The organism is Actinoallomurus iriomotensis, assembly GCF_030269445.1.
GTDB lineage: Bacteria > Actinomycetota > Actinomycetes > Streptosporangiales > Streptosporangiaceae > Actinoallomurus > Actinoallomurus iriomotensis.
The window spans coordinates 815,118-835,996 of sequence record NZ_BSTJ01000002.1 but is presented as its reverse complement, the minus strand read 5'-3'; the positions used below and the strand labels follow the sequence as shown (position 1 = coordinate 835,996).

Genomic DNA, 20,879 nt, shown 5'->3' with positions numbered 1-20,879 from the left:
CGGGCACGGCCGAGACCGACCAGTACAACAATCCACCGTAACGGGCGAACCGTAATCAGATCGGATGAACCCTCACAGGTATCCCGTTGAGTACGGCGTTGCCGGACAGCGGGTCGCGGGCCCGCGGGTCGGTGAGGGCGTTGGCGCTGACGCCGGCGTGGGCCGCCGCGACCGAGCCGCGGGTGCCGGGCCGCCCGTGTCCCCAGCCGTGCGGGAGGCTGACCACGCCCGGCATGACCTCGTCGGTGATCTCCACCTCGACTTTCACGGCGCCGGCGTCGCTGGTCACCTCGGCCGTCCCCGCGTCGGCGAGGCCGAGCCGCCGTGCGTCGTCGGGGTGGATCTGGAGCGTGCAGCGGTTCGAGCCGCGCACGAGACCGGGCAGGTTGTGCATCCAGCTGTTGTTGGACCGCAGGTGGCGGCGGCCGATCAGGACGAGCCCGGTCGCGCGGCGTTCGGCGAGGCCGTCGCGCAGGCGCGCGACGTCTTCGGCGATGGGCGGCGGGCACAGCTCGATCCGCCCCGAGGGCGTCCGCAGCACCTCGGGCAGGCGCGGGCGCAGCGACCCGAGGTCGACGCCGTGCGGCGCGCGCCGGAGCGCCTCCAGCGACAGGCCGCCCGGCTCCGCGCCGAAGCCGTCGCCGTACGCCCCGAGCCGCAGCATCAGGTCCAGGCGCCGCAGGGCCGGGCTGTCGCCGGTGAGCCGGGCCGCGAGCGCGGCCGGGTCCGCACCGTGCACCGGCGAGGCCGGGTCGGCGGTGGCCGCGGCCAGCGTGCGCGTCATGATCGCCTCGTCCACGTCGGTGTCCTGGCCCGAGGCGATCCGGATGAGCCGGGCGAGGATCGCGCACTCGTCCGGCACGCCGTCCGGCAACGGCAGGACGGGCGGTGAGTAGCGCGCGGTGTTGCGGACGGCCAGGTCGCTGAGGGCGAGGTCGTAGTGCGGCGACCGGCTGGGCGGAGGCGGCGGCAGGACGACGTGCGCGTGCCGGGTGGTCTCGTTCAGGTACGGGTCGACGCTGACCATGAACTCCAGCGTGCCGAGCGCCTCGCCGAGCCGATCGCCGCCCGGCGTGGACAGCACCGGGTTGCCCGCGACGGTGACGAGGGCGCGCACCTGGCCGTCACCGGGCGTGACGATCTCGTCGACCAGCGTGGTGGCGGGCAGCTCGCCGCGGACCTCGGGCAGCTTGCCGACCCGGCTGTGCCAGCGGCCCAGCCGGAACCCCCGCCGGGACCGCGCGCCGGCCGGCCGGTGCGGCGCGAGCGGGAACATGGCGCCGCCGGGCCGGTCCAGGTTGCCGGTGAGGACGTTGATGACGTCGACCAGCCAGCTCGTCAGCGTGCCGAACGCGGCCGTGGAGGTGCCGATCCGCGCGTACACGGCGGCGCTGGGCGCGGCGGCCAGCTCTCGGGCCAGCCGCCGGATCTCCGGCGCGGCGACGCCGCAGACTCCGGCGACGCGCTCGGGGGTGAAGTCGCGCGCCAGGGCGGCGACGTCGTCCACGCCGTCCGCGTCGTCCCGGCGTTCGGCCAGGCCCTCCTCGAACAGCGTGTGCACGACGGCGAACAGCAGGTACGCGTCGGCGCCCGGCCGGATGGCGAGGTGCCGGTCGGCGAGACGCGCGGTGCGGGTACGGCGCGGGTCGACCACGACGAGCGTGCCGCCGCGCTCGCGGAGCGCGCGGAGCCGGCCGGGGAAGTCCGCGGCGGTGCACAGGCTGCCGCCGGAGTCGACCGGGTTGGCGCCCAGGACGAGCAGGTAGGAGGTGCGGTCGAGGTCGGGCACGGGGATGGCGAGCGCGTCGCCGAACAGCAGGCCGCTCGACACGTGCTTGGGCATCTGGTCGACCGTGCTCGCGCTGTAGACGTTGGTGGTGCCGAGCGACTTGGCGAGCAGCCCGCCGTACAGGCCGCCCGCGAGCGTGTGCGCGTTCGGGTTGCCGAGGTAGATCGCGAGCGCCTGCCGCCCGTGGCGGCCGGCGACGGCGGTCAGCCCTCGCTCGACGGCCGCGAACGCCTCGTCCCAGGTGGCCTCGTGCCAGCCGTCCTCAGTGCGGACCATGGGCGCGCGCAGCCGGTCGGGGTCGTTCTCCAGCTCGTCGAAGGTCGCGCCCTTGGGACAGATGAAGCCGTGGCTGAACACGTCGTCGCGGTCGCCCCGCGCCCCCGTCACCCGGCCTTCCGTGATCGTCAGTTCCAGCCCGCAGGTGGCCTCGCAGAGCGGGCAGATCCGGTACGCGGTCGCCATGGGCGCTCCCCTCATCCGCCCACACGATAAGCGCGCGGGGCGTTGAACGGAACCGCGTTCGGCGGTCACCGCGTCAGACCCGCCGACCGGGGGGCCGAGCCCGGTTACGGCCGGGTGCGCCAGCAGTCGAGGACGCGGTCGACGTCCGCGCGAATGCGCTCGCGTGCCTCCGCACGGGGGACGCCCGACATCAGCAGCGCGTCGTAGTCGGTGTCCTCGTGCCGTACGGACGCGACGACGGCGGCCCGTACGGCCGTCTCGTCCAGCGCGCGTCCGGCGGCCGAGCGGCCGACCCGGCCGCTGCCGCGGGTGCCGGTGTGCAGGGCGATCGCCTCGGCGCGTTCGGCCGGGCAGCCGGGGAACACCCGCCGGATCTCGCGCGCCGTCCGCGCCTGGAGCTCGACGTCCTCGGCCGCGCGGCGCTCACGGTCGCGCTCACGCCGTCGCGCGCGTACGTCCTCGTCGGCGAGACACTGCTCCTCGGCGAGCTCCAGCGCGGCCTCCTCGACGAGCAGGCCCTGGCGTTCGTACCGCTTGCGGCGGCGGTTGAGGCGGACCACCACGGCCGACAGGCCGCTCGCCTTCTTCGCGCGGCGGGTCAGCGCCGCGTCGCCGGCCGGCAAGAAGATCAGATGGTCCAAGTCGGCGCAGGTCAGACAGGTCGGACTGCCGTCCTCCATGACCAGGAAGTCACCCGTGCCGTGGCAGCCGGCACAGGTCCACTCCTTGAGCGGCACGACCACCACCAGGTCCGGTGCCGCGCTCTCCCGCTGGATCACCCGCTCGCGCTTCGCCTCGGACAGGTCCGGGGAGAGCCAGTGCGTACGGTAGGCGAGCTCGGCGGCCTCGTCGCCGTCGGCGGTGAACCGCAGCGGGGCGCGGTCGCGCGTGGCCGAGACGTACGGCACCTCGACCGGCCGCAGGCCGTTGTCCTCGGCCCACCGGCGCAGGGCCGTCATCACCTTGGAGATCCGGTCCGGACGCGCGCTGAGCGCCTGCTCCAGGTGGCCGAGACGGCCCTGCCGCCACTCGTCGATCCGGTTCGCGGGCAGCCAGCCAATGCCGTTCAGGACGTCGATCGGCGAGACGGTCTTCGAGCGCGCCAGCGCCGCCTCCGCGGCGGAGGAGACCCGGCTCTGGAGGGAATCACGGCTCATGGCGGCCCCAACCTATCCGACCCGCCGGCACTGCCATGCTGGAGAGATGACCGGAACTCAGCGGTGGCGCGTCGCCCTGGTGCCGACGCTGGCCAAGTTCGCCGGGGCGCTGTTCCTGGCCCTCCTGGCCGTCCTCTCGTGGAACGAGCGCGAGTGGCTCCTGCTCTGCGCGGTCGGCGCGCTGGCCCTCGGCGTGTACGGCCTGCGCGACGTGCTGGCCCCGGTCCGGCTGTCCGCCGACACCGAGGGAGTGACCGTCGTCAACGGGTTCGCCGGCCACCGGCACATCCCGTGGCACGAGGTCGAGCGCGTCACCGTGACCGAACGCCGCTCCCACGGCCTGCGCACCGAACTCCTGGAGATCGACACGGGGGAGTCGCTCCACCTGTTCAGCCGGCACGACCTCGGCGCGCCGCTCCAGGAGGTGGAGGAGGCCCTGCGGGAGCTGCGGCCCGCGGCCGACCGGGAGCGGTGAGCGACACCCGCTGAGCGGGCGTCGTGCTTCAGCGGACGGTCAGCGGTCGAGGACGTGGTCGCGGGCCTCGGCGTAGCGCTCGCGGAGCGCCGGGTACGGGTCGGCCTCGTACGTGGTCAGGCCCGGGCGTTCCCAGCGCGGCGGCTCGGGTGTCTCCGACAGGGCCCACGCAGCCTGGACGGCCGCGCCCTCCGCGACGTACTCGCCGGCCGGCGGGACCAGCACCGGCCGGCCGAACACCGTCGGCGCGATGCGTCGCACCGCGTCCGAGCGGGCCGCCCCGCCGATGAGGAGGACCCGATCGGCCCGTACGCCCTGGCGGAGCAGGGACTCCAGGCCGTCGGCCAGGCCGCACAGCATGCCCTCGATCGCGGCCCGTGCGAGGTGGGCGGGTGTCGCGTTGTCCAGGCGCAGCCCGTGCACCGCGCCGGTCGCGTCGGGCCGGTTCGGCGTGCGCTCGCCCTCCAGGTAGGGGACCAGCGTGAGGCCGTCCGCGCCGGGCGGGGCGGACAGCGCCAGCCGGGAGAGCTCCTCGTGGTCGACGCCCAGGAGCCGCGTCGCGGCGTCCAGCACCCGTGCGGCGTTGAGCGTGCACACCAGGGGCAGGAAGCGGCCGGTCGCGTCCGCGAAGCCGGCCACCTCGCCGGAGGGGTCGGCGCACGACCGCTCCGCCACGGTGAACACCGTCCCGGACGTGCCGAGCGAGACGACGACGTCACCGGGGCGGATGCCGAGGCCGAGCGCGGCGCCCATGTTGTCGCCGGTGCCGGCCGACACGAGGACGCCCGACGCCGTGCGCCCCGCCACCTCGGCCGGGGCGAGCACCCGGGGGAGGGCGGGCGCGCGGCCCATGGCGAGTTCGAGCAGGTCGGCCCGGTAGCCGTCGTCGGCCGGCGACCAGTAGCCGGTGCCGGACGCGTCGCCGCGGTCGGTCGTGAACGCGCCCGTCAGCTTCCACGTGAGGTAGTCGTGGGGGAGGCAGACCGAGGCCGTACGGGCGGCCGCCTCGGGCTCGTGGCTCGCCAGCCAACGCAGCTTGGTCACGGTGAACGACGCGACCGGGACGCTGCCGACCGCCTCGGCCCACTTGCCCGGCCCGCCCAGCTCGGCGACGAGGTCGTCCGCCGCGCCCGCCGAGCGCGTGTCGTTCCACAGCAGCGCGGGCCGTACGACCTCGCCGTCGCCGGACAGGCAGACCATGCCGTGCTGCTGCCCCGCGATGCCGAGGGCCGCGACGTCGTCCAGGCCACCGGCCGCGTCGAGCGCCTCATCCAACGCCGCCAGCCAGGCGGCGGGGTCGGCCTCGGTGCCGTCCGGATGCGGCGCCTGGCCGACCCGCGTGATCTCCCCGGTCTCGGCGTCGGCCACGACCACCTTGCACGACTGGGTGGAGGAGTCGACGCCCGCGACCAGAGTCATCGCGCGCCGAGCAGGTGCTCGACGGCGAGCTGGTCCAGCCGCTCGTAGTGGTAGCCCCGTGCGGCGGCGGCGTCCAGGTCGAACTCCTCGTTCCGCAGCGAGTCGAAACTCTCGCCGGGCTCCAGCGTGGGCACCGAGAGCTCGTCCACGCGCGAGGCCGCGAGCGCCTCCTGGACCTCCGGGTCCGCGCGGAAGGCGCGGGCCCGCTCCCTGAGGATGAGGTACGTGCGCATGTTCGCCTCGGCGCTCGCCCACACGCCCGAGATGTCCTCGGTACGGGTCGGCTTGTAGTCGAAGTGGCGCGGCCCGTCGTATCCGCCGTTCTCCAGCAGGTCGACGAGGAAGAACGCGCTCTTCAGGTCGCCGTGCCCGAACACCAGGTCCTGGTCGTACTTGTTGCCGTGCTGGCCGTTCAGGTCGATGTGGAAGAGCTTGCCGTGCCACAGCGCCTGGCCGATGGCGTGCACGAAGTTGAGCCCGGCCATCTGCTCGTGCCCGACCTCGGGGTTGAGGCCGACCATGTCGGCGTGCTCCAGCGAGCCGATGAACGCCAGCGCGTGGCCGACCGTGGGCAGCAGGATGTCGCCGCGCGGCTCGTTCGGCTTGGGCTCCAGTGCGAACCGGATGCCGTAGCCGCGCTCGGTGACGTAGGAGGCCAGCGTGTCGATCGCCTCGCGGAACCGGTCGAGCGCGGCCCGTACGTCCTTGGCGGCGTCGGACTCCGCGCCCTCGCGGCCGCCCCAGAACACATAGGTCTTCGCGCCCAGCTCGGCGGCCAGGTCGAGGTTGCGCATCACCTTGCGGATCGCGTACCGCCGGATGTCGCGGTCGTTGGAGGTGAACGCGCCGTCCTTGAACACCGGGTGGGTGAACAGGTTGGTCGTCGCCATCGGCACGACGAGGCCGGTCTCGTCGAGGGCCTTGCGGAAGGAGGCGATCGCCCGGTCGCGGTCCGGCTCCACAGCGAGGAGGTCGTCGTCGTGGAAGGTCACGCCGTACGCGCCGAGTTCGGCCAGCCGGTGCACCGACTCCACCGGGTCGAGCGGCGGCCGCGTGGCGTCGCCGAACGGGTCGCGCGCCTGCCAGCCGACGGTCCAGAGACCGAAGGTGAACCGGTCCTCGCGCGTGGGCTGGAACTGACTGGACATGCGGGCTCCTTAATTCGTACGCGACCTGGACTAATTAAAGCGCGCATGCCCAGAGTGTCAACATGTCCGGAGGTACGGGATTAGTCTGGGACGATGCGCCATGAGGTCGCGCCCCTGCGCCACGGCACCATGCGAGAACGCAACCTGGCCGTGGTGCTCGGTGAGATCGCCCGCCGCCAGCCGGTCAGCCGCGCCCGCCTCGCCGAGGCGACCGGCTTCACCAAGACGACCGTGTCCAGTCTCGTCGCGTCGCTGGCCGGCGCCGGCCTGGTGCGCGAGGACGGGCCCGTACGCGACGGCGAGCGCGGCCGGCCCGCGACCGCCGTCTCGGTCAACGGCGACCGCGTCGCGGGCCTGGGACTGGAGATCAACGTCGACTATCTGGCCGCGTGCGTGCTCGACCTCGGCCGCCGGATCCGGCACCGGCACATCGTCGCCGCCGACAACCGCGACCGCGCCCCCGAGCGCGTCATCGCCGCGCTGACCGGCCTCGCCGCCCGCGCGATCGCCGCCGCGGGCGAGCAGGGGCTGTCGGTGGCGGGCGCGGTCGTGGCGTTGCCCGGCACGCTCGACCAGGGCGGCGGACGCCTGCGCAGCGCGCCCAACCTCGGCTGGGACGACGTGCCGGCCGGCGAACTGCTGGACGCGGGCCTGCCCGCGCTCCCGCTGGCCGCCGACTACGACAATGAGGCCAATCTGGCCGCGCTCGGCGAGCTGTGGTTCGGCGACGGCCCGGCGCTGGGCTCGTACGTGCACGTGTCGGGGGAGATCGGCATCGGCGCGGGCATCGTCGTGGACGGCCGGGTGTTCCGCGGTGCGCACGGCTTCGCCGGCGAACTCGGCCACGTCGTGGTCGAGCCCGGCGGATCGCCCTGCGCCTGCGGCGGGCGCGGCTGTCTCGAACAGGTGGCCGGCCAGGAGGCGATCCTGCGCGGGGCGGGCATCGCCGCGGTCACCGCGACGTCGTCGGCGAGTCCGGACGGCCCCCTGTCGGCGCTGGTCGCCCGGTTGGAACGGGGCGACGAGCGGGCGCTGACCGCCGTACGGCGGGCGGGGGAGGCCCTGGGGCAGGCCCTGGCCACGGCCGTGAACCTGCTCGACCCGGACACGATCGTGCTCGGCGGCATCTTCTCCGGCCTCGCCCCGTGGGCGCGTCCCGCGACGGAGGCGGCGCTGGCCGATGGCGCGGGCCTCGTCCGGCGCTCGCCGCCGCGGCTCACGGTGTCACGACTCGGCGGCGACGCCGCCGCGCTGGGCGCCGCGTCTCTCGTCGTGGAACGGGTTCTGGACGACCCCTCGCGCCTGGTGACCCGGTGCTGATCCCCCGATCCGCGAGTACACCATCCCCCGGAAGGGGACCGGGCCTCGCCGCTCGTGGATGCACCCGCGGCGTCCGTACGCTCAGGCCGGATACGCGCAGAGCCGCCGTGTCCTGGGCGCCCGCCGGGCCAGGCCGCAGGTCGCGGCCGTGTTCACCGGCTGGTCGTAGGTCGGGTCGGTGAGTTCGACGGCCGCCCCTGAAGAAGATGGGGCGGCCGCGTGGCCGTACGTTCAGGCTGGGGGTTCGCAGAGTCGGCGGGCCAGTTCGGCGTTGGCGGCCGCGTCCTCGGGGCTGCGTCGGGCCAGGCCGCAGCTCGCGGCCACGTCCACCGGCTGCCCGTAGGCCGCGTCGGCGAGTTCGACCGCACGTCGCAGGTCGGACTCGCTGCTCGTCTCCTGGACCAGGCCCGCGACGAACCGGGTGCCCGCGCCGAGCTTCAGGTCGCGCAGCGGTGCGTAGAAGGCCGGGTCGGTCGGCGCCGGGTCGGTGCCGCCGGTGAACGGCGCGTGCACGTACTCCAGCGGCCGGTCGGCCGGCCACCGGCGCACCAGCGCGTTGGCGAGCTGGACGAACGGGCGCGCGTCACTCAGCCTTCCGAGGTTCTCGTGGTTGAGGTCGCCCAGGCACAGGTGCAGGCCGAAACGGGCGCCGGCCGGGGCCTCCCGGGCCAGCCGCGCCACGCCGCCGGACAGGAAGCCGGCCATCGCGGCGCGGAGCGGGCCGGGCATCCGGCACACGAAGATCAGCTCGACCGGGACCTCGATCTGGAAGATGACGTCGTCGCCGGCCTCGGCGTGGACCCGGCGCATCTCACGCCCGAGCACCTCCCGGAACACCGCACGGTGTTGGAACGCTCCAGCAGGGCCGAAGGTGAACAACGACAGATTCAGATCGCCGGGAATGCCGACCTGGAAGGACAGGTCGTCGCGCCCGCGCTCGGCGCGCAGCTTGCGGAACGCGGGAAGCGCCGCCAGTGCGTCCGTGTCATGCCGGAGGTCCAGAGCGTCGGCGGTGAGCGTGTGCCCGCGCCGCACCCGGTACTTGGGGGTGTCGTCGAAAGACGTCCAGGCGCCCTTTCGCACGAGGACGAAGTCCGGGTGCTCGGAGAAGCCGTTGATGAGGTTGACGATCCAGTGGTAGCGGTCACCGACCTCGCCGTCGGTGATGGAACGGACGTGGGGACCGGCCCAGTCGAGCATGGACCGCATGGCGTCTTCGGTGGTCTTCGCCGGAATGCTTCCGACGAAATGGCACATTCGGGACATAGCTCCGCCCCTTCTTCGCCCCGAAATCTGGCTATCCATCCGGCCTCGGCCGGAATTTCGGACAGATCGGAATGGGCACCTTGCTGTATTCGGCTGAGAACTTACAGTGACTTTGCCGGAAGTGCCAGACCTAATGGTGGTTTTTGTGGCGCCGTTATCGGCCGGTCAGCTCACGCCAGCGGCGCTGAGCGACGTCGGACCATTCGGCGTGCCGGTCGGCGAACAGCCGGCGCGACTGGTCGCCGATCCAGTTTTCGGGCAGCAACTCGGCCGGCAGCCGGGGGTCGAGGAAGGGGAACCGGCGCCATTCGTGCACGAGGCGTGCCTGGGCGAGCATCGTGTCGTGGGCCGAGGCGGGCTCCAGGCAGCCGAACGTCTCGGCGAACGCGGCGTACTGCGCGGCGACCGCGTCGAGGTCCCACGCCCGGAGTACCATCTCCCGCTCGCTGCCGACCGCGGCGAACCGCGCGGTGAACGACATGGCGCCCTGGTCGAGGCCGAGCCCCTGCACGACCGACAGGACCTCCGGCTCGCGCGACGGCATCGGCGAGATCCACATGCCCGGGCCCGGCGAGCCGAAGCCGGCCCAGGTCAGCTTCGTGCGGAGCCGGTGCCGGAGCCGGCGCTTGGACTCGGGGACCGAGACGTAGAGGATCAGCCACACGCCGTCCCAGGCGGGGGCCGGCGTGCCGAAGGCATAGATGCGCTCGGCGCCCTCGGTGAGCAGCCGCCGGCCGGACGGCGTCAGCGACCAGCGGACGCTGCGGCCGACGCGCTCGGAACACAGCCACCCGTCGCCCGCCGTGCGCGCGAGGGCCTGGCGCGCCGACTTCTCCTCGACCCCGAGGCTGTCGAGTACCTCGACGATCGTGGCGGTCCACACCGGGGAGTTCTGCGGCAGGACGAACTCGCCGAGGACCGTCAGCAGCAGGGAACGCGCGCTCGTCTCGCCCACGGCATGGCGCCGGGTCAACGTGGGGCGAGTGGCTGTCACCCGTGTCACTCTACAGTTACGTGTTGCATCATGGCCGATAAGTAAAAACCGATGTCAACGAACGGACGGCTTCGTGCTCGATGGTCACGTTCTCGTCGACGCCCACACGCATCCGGCGCGGCTGCCGACGCTGAAACGCGCCTGGCACGACTGGGCCGCCGACTTCGGCGACGCCGAGGTGCTGGGCCGCGTGTACGACGTGGAGGGCGCCGTGGTGCCCTCGCGGTTCGGTGAGCTGCTCGACGCTGAGGGCGTCGACGTCGTGCTCATGTTCAGCGAGTACAGCCCGAAGGCGACCGGGATCCAGCCCATCGAGGACCTGTTGCCGCTGGCCGCCCACGATCCGGCGCGCATGCGCCCGGTCGCCAACCTCAACCCCCACGTGCACTTCCCGGTCGCCGAGGAGGTCGAGCGCCAGCTCGGGCTCGGCGCGGTCGCGTTGAAGCTGCACCCGGTGCACGGCGGTTTCCCGGCCAACGAGCGCGCGCTGTACCCGGCGTACGAGGTGTGCCGCGACCGCGGCGTGCCGGTCGTCGTGCACTGCGGCACGAGCAGCTTCCCCGGGTCGATGAACGGTTACGCCGACCCGGTGCTGCTCGACGAGGTGCTGCGGGACTTCCCGACGCTGAACATCGTCCTCGCCCACGGCGGGCGCGGCTGGTGGTACGACGCGGCGGCCTTCCTGGCCCTGTCCCGCGAGACGGTGTGGATCGAACTGTCGGGCCTGCCCCCGAGACGGCTGCCCGAGTACTACGCGCGACACGACTTCGCCCGGCTGAGCCGCCGCTTCATCTTCGGCACGGACTGGCCGGGAGTCCCGGGGATCGCCTCGAACGCCCGCGCGGTCGCCAAGCTGTGCCCGGACGAGGAGACCGCGGCACTGGCCCTCGGCGGCAACGCCCTGCGCGTCTACAACCTCACCTGACGTCCGGAATCAGGCGGGGAGGGACCGCCCCTCGTCATGGGTGAAGGCGACCGTCCCGGCGGCCCAGCCGCGGAAGAGCGCACGGAAGCGGTCGTTCACCGGAAGGTCGGTTATCCGCACCTCCTGACCGCGTCGCCTCCTCAGGTAGGGGACGAAGGCGTCGAGATGAGGGGTGGCGGCCGCCAGCTCGATCAAGGCGTCGGCGTCCACCTCGATCTCGGCGGTCGCGAACAGCAGGACCCCCAGTGCGACGGCGGTGTTCCCGCGCGGCGGGGTGAGCCCGCTCTGCGGCAGCCGGGGGAAGAAACGCCGGCATGACATGTCCATGTCGCTTTCCCCGGAGTTGACCCAGGGTGGATCCGGGTAACCGTTCAGGAGGTCGCCGAGGTGCCGCAACTGCTCCTCGATCCACGGCCACCACGTCTCCTCGTCCGGCCGGTGATACGAGTAACCGAGTGGCCCGCCCAGAAGCTCGGAGACGAGCGGCCGATAGCGGTAGTAGCCGTAGTAACGGTCGCTGGCGATGTGCACCAGATGGGGGATGGACCGCAACAGACCGGTCAGGGCGGGACCATGGCACTCCACGAAGCAGGTGACGCCGATGCGCCGCTCGAGAAAGGCGTTCGCTGCCAGCGACAGATCCCGCCGCGCCAGCTCGGCGATCTCGTCGCCGTACCTCCTGCTGAACTCTTCGGAGACGTCCTGCCACGGCCGCCACAGGGCGCTGTTGGACAGGCTCATGTCGATGTCGCTCACGATCATCGGTAGGTCCGCGAGGGAGAGCGCGAGCTTCAGCGCGTGGATCCGCTCGTCCTCGTTCGCCCGGTCGATGCGGCTCTCCAGCGCGCTGATGATCTCCGAGCGGACGATCTTCCGGTGGTCGACGCCGCCGTACATGACCCAGCCGAGCGCGGTGAGCCGGCTCGATCCGTGACCGTTGTCGCGGAACGCCAGGTCGGCCGCGGCGCGGACGAGCCGGCGGACCGTTTCGGCGGGAACCGTGCTGAAGGCGAGACAGCGGCCGAGGAAGGCCAGCGTCGTCTCCCGCTGCTCTTCGTCCTGGCCCTGGTCGGCCAGAAGCGCATGGTAGAAGCGTTCCGCGCCCCGGTCGGAGTGCCGGTCCTTGAGCTGGAGCGCGAGCTGAGCCACCACGTCCCAATCGGGTTCGGCCAGATGGGGCGCGAGGGCGTGGGCGAGTTCGGCGGGAGAGTCGTGCCGGGCGGAGATCCGGGCGGCCGTGAAGTACTCCAGGAACGTGCGGTGGGTGAAGGCGTACAGTTCCTGTCCGTCCGAGGTGAGCCCGACGTCGCTGAAGACCCAGGCGCGCCCGCGGGTGAAGGCGATGAGCTCGGCCGCTGCCGCGGCGGCCTCGTCGCGGTGCCCGAAACCGCGGCCGAGCAGAAACTCCGTGGCCTCGGCGACCAGCGCGCGCTCCGTCACCCGATGGGCGGGGCGGCCGCCCGTGAACAGCCAGTACGCCAGGTGCCGCAGCAGCGGTTCGACGAGGTCACGGGCCCGTACGTCGCTGTGAATCCGCCGCCGCGCGTCCCAGCGCCGGAACATCAGTGTCGCGCACTGCTCGTAGATCTCGGGCCGGCTCCTCGGGAGCGAGCCCTCACCCCGGTAGAGGATGCACATCAGCGACAGCATGAGGGGGTTGGCGCGTAGGTCGGCCATCGCGGCGCTCCCGGCGATGAAGTCGGCGGCACCGCGGTCGCGCTCGTCCGGCGTGAGCGTCTCCTCTTGCGCGAACCACTTGGCGACGTACTCGGCGACCTGGGGCTGGTCGAACCCTCGGATGCGGTGGCAGGAGAACTGCCGGCGGTCGAGTCCGGCCTGCTCGTAGCCGACGACGCGGGAGGTCACGAGAATCGATGTGAGCGGGTACTCGGCGGCGAAGCGTTCGACGATCGACGCGACGCCGGCCCGGTGCCCGCCGTCCAGGAGCTCGTCCAGCCCGTCGAATATCACCATGGCCATGCCGCTGAGCAGCAGCCGTTCGACCAGGCCCGCGGGAGCGGGGCACTGGTAGAAGGTACGGAGCGTGTGATCGAGGTACTCGGCCACCGACCACGCCGGCCGGTCCTGGACGGCGAACTCCCGGAGGGTCACCAGGAAGGGCACGCGGTCACGGGGCTGAGCGGCGTACAGGTGCATCAGCGCGTGCGAGGTCGTCGTCTTGCCCCCGCCGGGGTCTCCGAGCAGGACCGAACGGTCGACGACCTCCGCGAACTCCAGGACGCTCAGCCGCTGCGGATCCTCCTCGAAAGACGCGGACCTGCCGCCGTCGGGTAACACCGGAGTGATCACCGGGGAGACGAAGATCTCGTCGATCGGAACGCGCCGCCTGCGCTCGAAGTCGGGCGGCTCCAGCCTCCCGTGGAAATCCAGCACCTGACGCCGGTAGCCGTCGAGGAACCTCCGTTCGGCCGCGGGATCGGCCGTACCGGCGAGCGCCGCGGTGTGCCGGGAGATCGCCGCGACGGTCGCCTTGATCGCCGAAAGCCGGGAGTCGTTGCGGACGGCCCAGAACTCGGTGGCGTGCGCCTTGCGGAACTCCTCGACAGCCGCGGAGATCCGTGCGTCGAAGTGCCCGAACAGGGCGTCCGACACCGCTGACAGCCCACCGCGCGGAGCCCAGGGCAGGCAGGAGCCGAGCGCGAGCCGGAACGACGTCCTCGCCTGGTCGAGCTCCTCCGCCGGGGCGCCGGACATCCGTACGGCGAACAGCTCATGCACTGCGCCGCGTACGCGTGGATCCGTGAGGGCCTCGGCGAGCCCGGGCGGCGCCTGGGGGAGCAGGCCCTCATCGAGTGGCGGCGCCCCGCCCGCGGCGTACGCGTCGAAGAACTCCTCGATGGGGAACCGTCCGGACCTCTTCGACCGGGTGGCGCGGCCCGCCGCGATGGCCGCCCGCCGGCCGCCGGCCACGATGGCCTCGGTCAGCACGGTCGAGATCACTTCCGCCAGGATCAGCATCCGGCACCTCCGTGACAGTACGACGCGTGGCCCGGCCGCGCGGTGCCCGTACGGACGCCGACACTGACGGATGTTCAGGAAAGCCGGCGACAGGGCACAGACGGCGAACGGCAAACCGTTCTAAGGTGGGCGCGTGCTCCAGCCCCCGGCGCGGCGTCCCTCCAACGCCGCGGTCATGCTCATCCTCGGCTTCGTCGTGGCGACCGTCGTCCTGTTCGTCGTCGAGCTCGGGCTCGACTACACGTTGAAGCTGCACTCGGCCGCCGCGGCCAACGTCGTCTCGGTCGTGCTCGACCTTCTGCTGGGAGCGCTGGTCGGCGGCGCCATGTGCCTGGCCCGGCCACGCAACTACGGCCTGGCCGCCGTGGCGGCCGTCGTCGCGGCCGTCGCCGGGTTCGTGGCCGACGAGGCCTCCTTGATGGTGTACTTCGCCCTGCACCACTATCCGGTCGGCGCGGACCTGATCACCGACTACTTCACGCACGCGCGAGCGATCCTGTGGATCGGCATGGTCATCGAGATGGCCGTCGCCGCGGGTCTCACCGCGCTGCGCGTCCGCTCGGTCATCGCGGCCGACGGCCGCCCGGCCGGCCCCCAGTGGGGACCGCCCGGGCCACCCGCGGGCCCGTGGGCGCCACCCCCGTACGGCGCACCCCCGAACAACTGGCCGCCACCGCCGGGACCGCAGGCGCCACCGCCCGGCCCGTACGGACCGTACGGCCCGCCTCCGGCGGGACCCGGCGCCTGACCGGGCGGCCGCTCCGAGGTCAGACGCGGCGCCAGCGCGCCTCGCAGAAGGAGTACACGCCGAACACGATGAGGCCGGCCGCGACCAGGACCAGCAGCCACGGTCCGGCGCCGGTGTGCGCGAACTGGCGCAGCGTGCCGTCCACGCCCTTGGCCTTGCCCGGGTCGAACTTGACGGCCGCGTAGACGATGAACGCGCCCGCCGCCGTGTAGACGAGCGCGCGGGTGGACTTGCCGATGACGCCGACCGTCCTGACCGCCTTGCGGACCCCGGGGCTCATCTGGTGGGTGTTGAGCTTCTTCTCGAACTTGGTCCGGAGGGCGGCGACGGCGATGCCGATGCCGATGGCGACCACGCCGAGCCCGGCGATGAGCACGATCCAGCGCCCGGCCGGCAGGTCGTGCATCGCCTTCCCGGTCCAGTCCTTGCTCTTCTTGTCGCTGGAGCCCGGTCCGCCCGAGCCGGTGGCGAAGGCGACCGTGCTCGCGCAGACCACGGCGTAGAACACGCCGCGGGCGAGGGAGGACAGGCGCTTGGTGGCCTTGTCGCCCTCGGGTGCGGCCTGGCCCCAGATCGCCTCGCTGAAGCGCCAGATCGCCATGCCCGCGAGGCCGATCGCCAGCAGCCAGAGCAGAACCGTGCCGCCGGGGGTCGAGGCGACGGTCTGCAGCGCCCCCTGCCGGTCGGCCTCCTTGCCACCCTTGCCGAAGGCGATCTGGACCGCCAGCGCCCCGACGATGATGTAGATGACGCCACGCGCGGCCAGACCGGCGCGGCCGAGCGCGCGGAACGTACCGCTGGATGACGCCCGGCTGCCCGCGGCTCTGAAACGCGCACCTTGTGCGGTCATGCTCCCTACCTCCCGAAGTCTGCAGCCAGAGTCCCCGGAAGAGGAAGCGCCAAACACGGGTACGGGCGTCAGGGCGTGAAGCCGCGCTCCCGCAACGCGTCGCGCAGGACGTACCGCTGGATCTTGCCGGTCGCGGTGGTCGGCAGGGAGTCGAGGAACAGGACCGCGCGCGGGCGTTTGAACGCCGCCAGCTCCTCGCGGCAGAACCTGATGATCTCCTCTTCGGTCACCGTGGAGCCCTCGGCCCGTACGACGCCGGCGACCGGTTTGTCCAGGCCGTCGCCGTCGGGCATCGCGACCACCACGGCCTGCGCGACGCCCGGATGCTCCAGCAGCCGCGCCTCCACCTCACTCGGGGAGACCCAGATGCCCGCCGCCTTGATCATGTCGTCGGAGCGGCCGAGGAACCGCAGCGAGCCGTCCTCGTCCGCGACATAAGTGTCACCGGTGCGCAGCCACTCACCCTGGAAGACGCGGCGCGTCACCTCGGTACGGCACCAGTAGCCGGTCGCGATCGAGTCGCCGCGCACCATCAGGTGCCCCGGGCTTCCGTGCGGGACGTCGGCCCCGGAGTCGTCGACGATGCGCACGTCGTAGCCGGGCACCGGCAGGCCGGTCGCGCCGGGACGCACCTCGCCGGGACGGTTGGAGACGAAGATGTGCAGCGCCTCCGTCGCCCCGATCCCGTCGAGGATCTCCACGCCGAACCGTTCGGCGAACCGCCGGAAGATCGGCGCGGGCAGCGGCTCCCCGGCCGACACCGCCTGCCGTACGGACGCGAACGTCTCCGAGGGCAGGCCGGCGGACAGGAGCGCGGCGTAGAAGGTCGGCACGCCGAAGAACAGCGTGGGGCGTTCGGCGAGGAGCCGCTCGGCGATGCCGGCGGGCGTCGGGCGGGCCGGTTCGAGCACGGCCGACGCCCCGGCGGAGAGCGGGAAGAAGCAGGAGTTGCCGATGCCGTAGGCGAAGAACAGCTTGGGCACGGACAGACAGCGGTCGTCCGGCCGGATGCCCAGCACCCGCGCGCCGTACGTCTCGCACACCGACCGGATCGACGCGTGCCGGTGGATCGCGCCCTTCGGCAGGCCGGTCGTGCCGGAGGTGTAGAGCCACAGCGCGGTGGAGTCCGGGCTCGTCGGGTACGGGTCGCCGGCGCCTTCGCTCTCGGCGATCTTGCTCAGCAGGTGGCTCTGCGCCCAGGCCGGCGCCCGCGGCGGCGTCTCCCCGGTGAGGGCGAACACCGCGAGGTCCGGCGCGGACTCGGCGGCCTCCTCCGCGACGGCGGCGAACTCCGCGCCCGCCGCGAGCACGCGGGCCCGCGAGTCGCGGAGCACCCCGGCGAGGTCGCGCGCGGTCATCATCGTCGACACGGGGACCGGCACCGCGCCGATCCGCATCGCGCCGAGGATGAGCGCGAGCATGTCGGGGGAGTCCGGCATCGAGATCATGACGCGTTCTTCGGGCCGCACGCCCAGCTCACGCAGGCCCGAGGCCATGCGCTGGACGCGGTCGAGCAGCTCGGAGTAGGTGAGGGTCCCCCCGGGCCCGGTCACCGCCGTACGGTCGCCGTCGCCGGACTCGACATGAGTGTCGACGAGGTAGGTGGAGGCGTTGAACACCGGACCACGCCCTTTTAGAGGAAGTGAACGTATTCGTAGTCGAACGGCTTGCCGTTGATTCCGTTACGCGGGGGTTCGAGCCAACTTGCGATCTTACCGGGCTCGTACACCGGGTGCATGAGAGACGCGACGAACGTCTTGTCCGCGTCGGTGGGGAGCCAGGCGCTCCTGCGCGCCTCCCACTCGTCGTCCGTCAGCACCTCGCCGGCGGGCGAGACGTTGATCCCGGCGAACGCCCCGACGTAGCGGTTGAAGGCGCGGTGCGGCAGGGCGAGCCGGTGGGGGAGACCGGCGTCGGCGAGGATGCGGTTCCACCGTTTGACGCCGCTCTCGCAGTCGGCGATGTACTCGTCGCGCAGGTCGGTGTTGAGCGCGGTCAGCGCCTCGACCTCCGCGCGCGCCGGCCGGCCCTCCTCGACGGCGTCCACGTACGCGCCCCGGTCGGTGAGGCGGTGGTCGTCCTTGCGGCGCTCCTCCTGCCAGCGGCCCTTCAGCCCGGCGGAGAAGTAGTTGGCGACGTTCGTGGAGGTCTCGCCACCGAACAGGTCCAGGCTGACGCTGTAGTGGAAGTTCAGGTACTTCTGGATGACGTTCAACGGGATCGCGCCGTGCGGCCCCGCGTCGTCGGTGTCGTGCTCGACCATCAGCCGTGCGGTGCGCCCGACGACGCGGTCCACGCCGGTGGTGCCCACGAACATGTGGTGGGCCTCCTCCTTGAGCATGAACTCACACGTGCGCGACAGCGGGTCGAAGCCGCTCTCCTTCAGCGTGCCGAGCTGGTACTTGCCGTCCCGGTCGGTGAAGTAGGTGAACATGAAGAACGACAGCCAGTCGGGCGTCTCCTCGTTGAACGCGCCGAGGATGCGCGGGGAGTCCTCGCTGCCGGAGTTGCGGCGCAGCAGCTCCCCGGCCTCCTCCCGGCCCTCGCGGCCGAAGAACGCGTGCAGGAGGTACACCATCGCCCACAGGTGACGGCCCTCCTCGACGTTGACCTGGAACAGGTTGCGCAGGTCGTACAGGCTGGGCGCGGTGTAGCCGAGGCGGCGCTGCTGCTCGACGCTCGCCGGCTCGGTGTCGCCCTGGATCACGATGAGGCGCTGCAGCGCCGAGCGGTACTCCCCGGGCACCTTCTGCCAGGCCGGCTCGCCCTTGTGCTCGCCGAACGCGATGCGCCGGTCGGGGCGCGGCTCGGCAAGGAAGATGCCCCAGCGGTACTCGCTCACCGGCACGTGCCCGAAGTGCGCCCAGCCCTCGCGCCCGACGTTCACCGCCGTACGGAGGTAGACGTCCTCGGTCGGCAGCTCGGGCCCCATCTCGGCCCACCAGTCGCGGAACCCGGGCTGCCACGACTCCAGCGCCCGCTGCAACCGCCGGTCATCGGCCAGCCCGACGTTGTTCGGAATCTTCTCCTGATAGTCGGCGGTACTCATTGGTCGCTCACCCTCCTCACTCGCTCCGCGGGCGGCTTGCTTCGCGGCGCCGCCCACTCCGCTCGCTGCGTCGGGATCGCTCCGCTCATGTTCTTCTCCGGTCGAAGGTCGCTCGTACGCCGGTGCCGTACTTGCTCAGGGCGCCGTCGGGGCCGGACGCGCCCGGCCTGGTGAAGATCCAGTTCTGCCAGGCGGAGAGCCGGCCGAAGATCTTGGTCTCCATCGTCTCCGGGCCGGCGAACCGGTGGTTGGCCTCCATGCCGGTCAGCGCGTCGGGGCTGAGCGAGGCGCGTTCCTCCAGCGCGATCCGGATCTCGTCGTCCCAGTCGATGTCGTCGAGGGCGAGCGTGACCAGGCCGAGCTCCTCGGCCTCCTCCGAGCCGAGCCGCCGCCCGCGCACGTCGCGCAGCGGCTCGTCCTCGCCGTGGAACCGCGACGCCAGCCGGCTCCAGCCGTTCGCCATCGGGAACGCGCCGAAGTTCGCCTCGGTGACCACGATCTCCGCGCCCTCGAGCATGTACTGCCGGTCGCCCGCGAGCGCCGTCTCCAGCAGGGCCCCGGCGAAGCAGCTCCCCGGCTCTACGAGCGCGACCAGGCTGCGGCTCGTCACGTCGAGTCGCTTCAGGGTGCGCTTGTAGTAGTGCCGGATCTCGGCGGCGAGCCAGTCCTTGTCGCCGGTCATCGCCTCCTCGTACGCGAGCACGGCGTCGATGTCGCCCGTCGTCTTGACCACCCAGGTGCCGCGTTCGGGCTCGTTGGTGCGCAGCCAGAGGATGAGGTCGTCGAGCTCCCGCGTCATGGCGAGCGGCCAGAAGTCCGCGTCGACGACCTCGGGCGGCACCGTGTCCTCCGGCGCGCGGATCGTGACGGTCACCCGGTCGCCGTCGAGCTCGGCGGTCACGTGCCGGTACGCGACGCGGTCGGCGCTGATCTCCGGTTCGAGCATCGGGAGCGTGACGCCGCGGTCCCCGGCGCGCGCCGACTCGGTGGCGGCCTGCCGCGCACGCTCACGTACGGTCTGCTCGAATCTGCTGCGGGGGACCGCCTCGTCGACCAGCCCCCACTCGACCGCGGTGCGGCCCTTGACGCCCTCCGGCTTGGTCGCGAAGACGTCGGCCCGGTCCCGGCGCACCCGGCGCTTGTCCACGACGCGGGTCAGGCCGCCGGTGCCCGGCAGCACGCCGAGCAGCGACACCTCCGGGAGCGACACCGCCGCCGAGCGGTCGTCGATCAGCAGGATGCGGTCGCACGCGAGCGCGATCTCGTAGCCGCCGCCGGAGGCGGTGCCGTTCACCGCGGCGATGTAGGTCTGGCCGGAGTGCTCGGAGGCGTCCTCGATGCCGCACCGGGTCTCGTTGGTGAACTTGCAGAAGTTCACCTTCCAGGGGTGGCCGGCGGCGGCCAGCATGCGGATGTTGGCTCCGGCGCAGAACACCTTCTCGTCGCCGCTCGTGATGACGACGGCGCGGACCTCGGGATGCTCGAACCGCAGCCGCTGCACGGCGTCGTACAGCTCGATGTCGACGCCGAGGTCGTAGGAGTTGAGCTTCAGCTCGTATCCGGGCCGCAGCCCGCCCTGCTCGTCGACGTCCATCACGAGGTAGGCGACGTCGTCGTCGAACTCCATCCGCCAGTGGCGGTAGCGGTCGGGACGGGTCTGGAACGACACCGGTGGCTCGGAGCCGGACATGGTCTCCTCCTCGCTCGGCCTGCCGCTCATTCTAAAGTTTCCTCGACGTGCGTCTAGATTTTGTAGAAAAAAGGGTGGGTGTTTCGCCCGGCTTGTCCCGCGCCGTGGCAGGGACGAGAGTGGAGGCGACGGCCGGCCGGCCGCCCACGCCCCGGAGGTCGTCCTGATGCCCGCCTCGTCCTACCCCGAGGAGCTCGCCCGGCTCATCGCCGTGCTCGACTGGGCCGTGGAGATCCAGCCCGAGGCCGACCGGATCGTACGGATCTGCGCCGCCGACCCGAACGACGTGCCCGCCCGGCTGGCCCGTGGGGCGACCCGGCTGGCGTACGCGTTCGTGCGGATGGCCGGTCAGCTGGAGGAGCCGGTGGGGATCCCCGAACTCGACGAGTACCGCACGCGGGCGCTCGGGCTGATCCGGTACCACGTGTTCATGCTGCACGGCTCGCTCGACCTGGCGTTCAACAGCACGCTGCGGGACCGGCGCACCGACCCGCGCGCCGCCGCCCACGGTCTCGACCAGCCCGGCGCCGACCTGCGCGACCTGTGCCTGGAGGTGCGCGCGGCGCAGCACCGGTACGCCCACCCCGGCTGAGCGGCCGGCGCGGGGC

Annotated in this window: 16 protein-coding genes; 5 read left to right on the top strand and 11 right to left on the bottom strand. The window is 72.4% G+C overall.

Translation table 11 applies throughout. The features are described from left to right. Positions 1–55 precede the first annotated feature (55 nt). Positions 56–2,251 (bottom strand): molybdopterin oxidoreductase family protein, encoded by a 2,196-nt coding sequence (locus tag QSK37_RS12490; protein ID WP_285619952.1) that lies wholly within the window; start codon positions 2,249–2,251, stop codon positions 56–58. A 104-nt stretch (positions 2,252–2,355) separates the two neighbouring features. Beyond that, complete coding sequence (locus QSK37_RS12485; RefSeq protein WP_285619951.1) at positions 2,356–3,408, bottom strand: DUF2293 domain-containing protein; 1,053 nt, start codon at positions 3,406–3,408, stop codon at positions 2,356–2,358. 46 nt (positions 3,409–3,454) lie between these two features. Here QSK37_RS12485 and QSK37_RS12480 point away from each other — a divergent pair, with 46 nt between their 5' ends. Beyond that, positions 3,455–3,883 (top strand): PH domain-containing protein, encoded by a 429-nt coding sequence (locus QSK37_RS12480; protein ID WP_285619950.1) that lies wholly within the window; start codon positions 3,455–3,457, stop codon positions 3,881–3,883. Between the two features lie 39 nt (positions 3,884–3,922). On the opposite strand, the gene xylB is transcribed toward QSK37_RS12480, so the two are convergent. Next, the gene (gene xylB / locus QSK37_RS12475) at positions 3,923–5,302 is read right to left on the bottom strand and encodes a xylulokinase (protein WP_285619948.1); all 1,380 of its coding nucleotides are present in this window, start codon (positions 5,300–5,302) and stop codon (positions 3,923–3,925) included. After that, a complete protein-coding gene (gene xylA / locus QSK37_RS12470) occupies positions 5,299–6,450 on the bottom strand; it encodes a xylose isomerase (RefSeq protein ID WP_285619946.1) in 1,152 nt (383 codons plus the stop codon). Before xylA ends, xylB begins: the two co-directional genes overlap by 4 nt. Before the next feature lie 93 nt (positions 6,451–6,543). On the opposite strand from xylA, the gene QSK37_RS12465 reads away from it, so the two are divergent. Next, positions 6,544–7,770 (top strand): ROK family transcriptional regulator, encoded by a 1,227-nt coding sequence (locus QSK37_RS12465; RefSeq protein ID WP_285619945.1) that lies wholly within the window; start codon positions 6,544–6,546, stop codon positions 7,768–7,770. Positions 7,771–8,001: 231 nt separating this feature from the next. On the opposite strand, the gene QSK37_RS12460 is transcribed toward QSK37_RS12465, so the two are convergent. After that, the gene (locus tag QSK37_RS12460; protein ID WP_285619944.1) at positions 8,002–9,027 is read right to left on the bottom strand and encodes a hypothetical protein; all 1,026 of its coding nucleotides are present in this window, start codon (positions 9,025–9,027) and stop codon (positions 8,002–8,004) included. Between the two features lie 163 nt (positions 9,028–9,190). Then, on the bottom strand, positions 9,191–10,030 hold the full coding sequence (locus QSK37_RS12455; protein ID WP_285619943.1) for a PaaX family transcriptional regulator: 840 nt from the start codon (positions 10,028–10,030) through the stop codon (positions 9,191–9,193). A 73-nt stretch (positions 10,031–10,103) separates the two neighbouring features. On the opposite strand from QSK37_RS12455, the gene QSK37_RS12450 reads away from it, so the two are divergent. After that, complete coding sequence (locus QSK37_RS12450) at positions 10,104–10,955, top strand: amidohydrolase family protein (RefSeq protein WP_285619942.1); 852 nt, start codon at positions 10,104–10,106, stop codon at positions 10,953–10,955. Positions 10,956–10,964: 9 nt separating this feature from the next. Here the strand turns inward: QSK37_RS12450 and QSK37_RS12445 are convergent, their stop codons facing one another. Continuing rightward, complete coding sequence (locus QSK37_RS12445) at positions 10,965–13,934, bottom strand: NACHT domain-containing protein (RefSeq protein WP_285619941.1); 2,970 nt, start codon at positions 13,932–13,934, stop codon at positions 10,965–10,967. A 133-nt stretch (positions 13,935–14,067) separates the two neighbouring features. On the opposite strand from QSK37_RS12445, the gene QSK37_RS12440 reads away from it, so the two are divergent. Then, complete coding sequence (locus QSK37_RS12440; RefSeq protein ID WP_285619939.1) at positions 14,068–14,682, top strand: hypothetical protein; 615 nt, start codon at positions 14,068–14,070, stop codon at positions 14,680–14,682. A 19-nt stretch (positions 14,683–14,701) separates the two neighbouring features. On the opposite strand, the gene QSK37_RS12435 is transcribed toward QSK37_RS12440, so the two are convergent. The 4 genes from QSK37_RS12435 to boxC all read right to left on the bottom strand — a co-directional run bounded on the left by QSK37_RS12435 (position 14,702) and on the right by boxC (position 20,301). Next, positions 14,702–15,532 carry a DUF1206 domain-containing protein gene (locus QSK37_RS12435; RefSeq protein ID WP_285619937.1) on the bottom strand — a complete coding sequence of 277 codons (831 nt, stop codon included), beginning with the start codon at positions 15,530–15,532 and terminating at the stop codon, positions 14,702–14,704. A gap of 68 nt (positions 15,533–15,600) precedes the next feature. After that, complete coding sequence (locus QSK37_RS12430) at positions 15,601–17,151, bottom strand: benzoate-CoA ligase family protein (protein WP_285619935.1); 1,551 nt, start codon at positions 17,149–17,151, stop codon at positions 15,601–15,603. 14 nt (positions 17,152–17,165) lie between these two features. Further along, positions 17,166–18,581 carry a benzoyl-CoA 2,3-epoxidase subunit BoxB gene (gene boxB / locus QSK37_RS12425; protein ID WP_285566099.1) on the bottom strand — a complete coding sequence of 472 codons (1,416 nt, stop codon included), beginning with the start codon at positions 18,579–18,581 and terminating at the stop codon, positions 17,166–17,168. Positions 18,582–18,666: 85 nt separating this feature from the next. Further along, the gene (boxC, locus tag QSK37_RS12420; protein ID WP_285619934.1) at positions 18,667–20,301 is read right to left on the bottom strand and encodes a 2,3-epoxybenzoyl-CoA dihydrolase; all 1,635 of its coding nucleotides are present in this window, start codon (positions 20,299–20,301) and stop codon (positions 18,667–18,669) included. Positions 20,302–20,437: 136 nt separating this feature from the next. Here boxC and QSK37_RS12415 point away from each other — a divergent pair, with 136 nt between their 5' ends. Then, the gene (locus tag QSK37_RS12415; RefSeq protein ID WP_285619932.1) at positions 20,438–20,863 is read left to right on the top strand and encodes a hypothetical protein; all 426 of its coding nucleotides are present in this window, start codon (positions 20,438–20,440) and stop codon (positions 20,861–20,863) included. Positions 20,864–20,879: the final 16 nt, after the last annotated feature.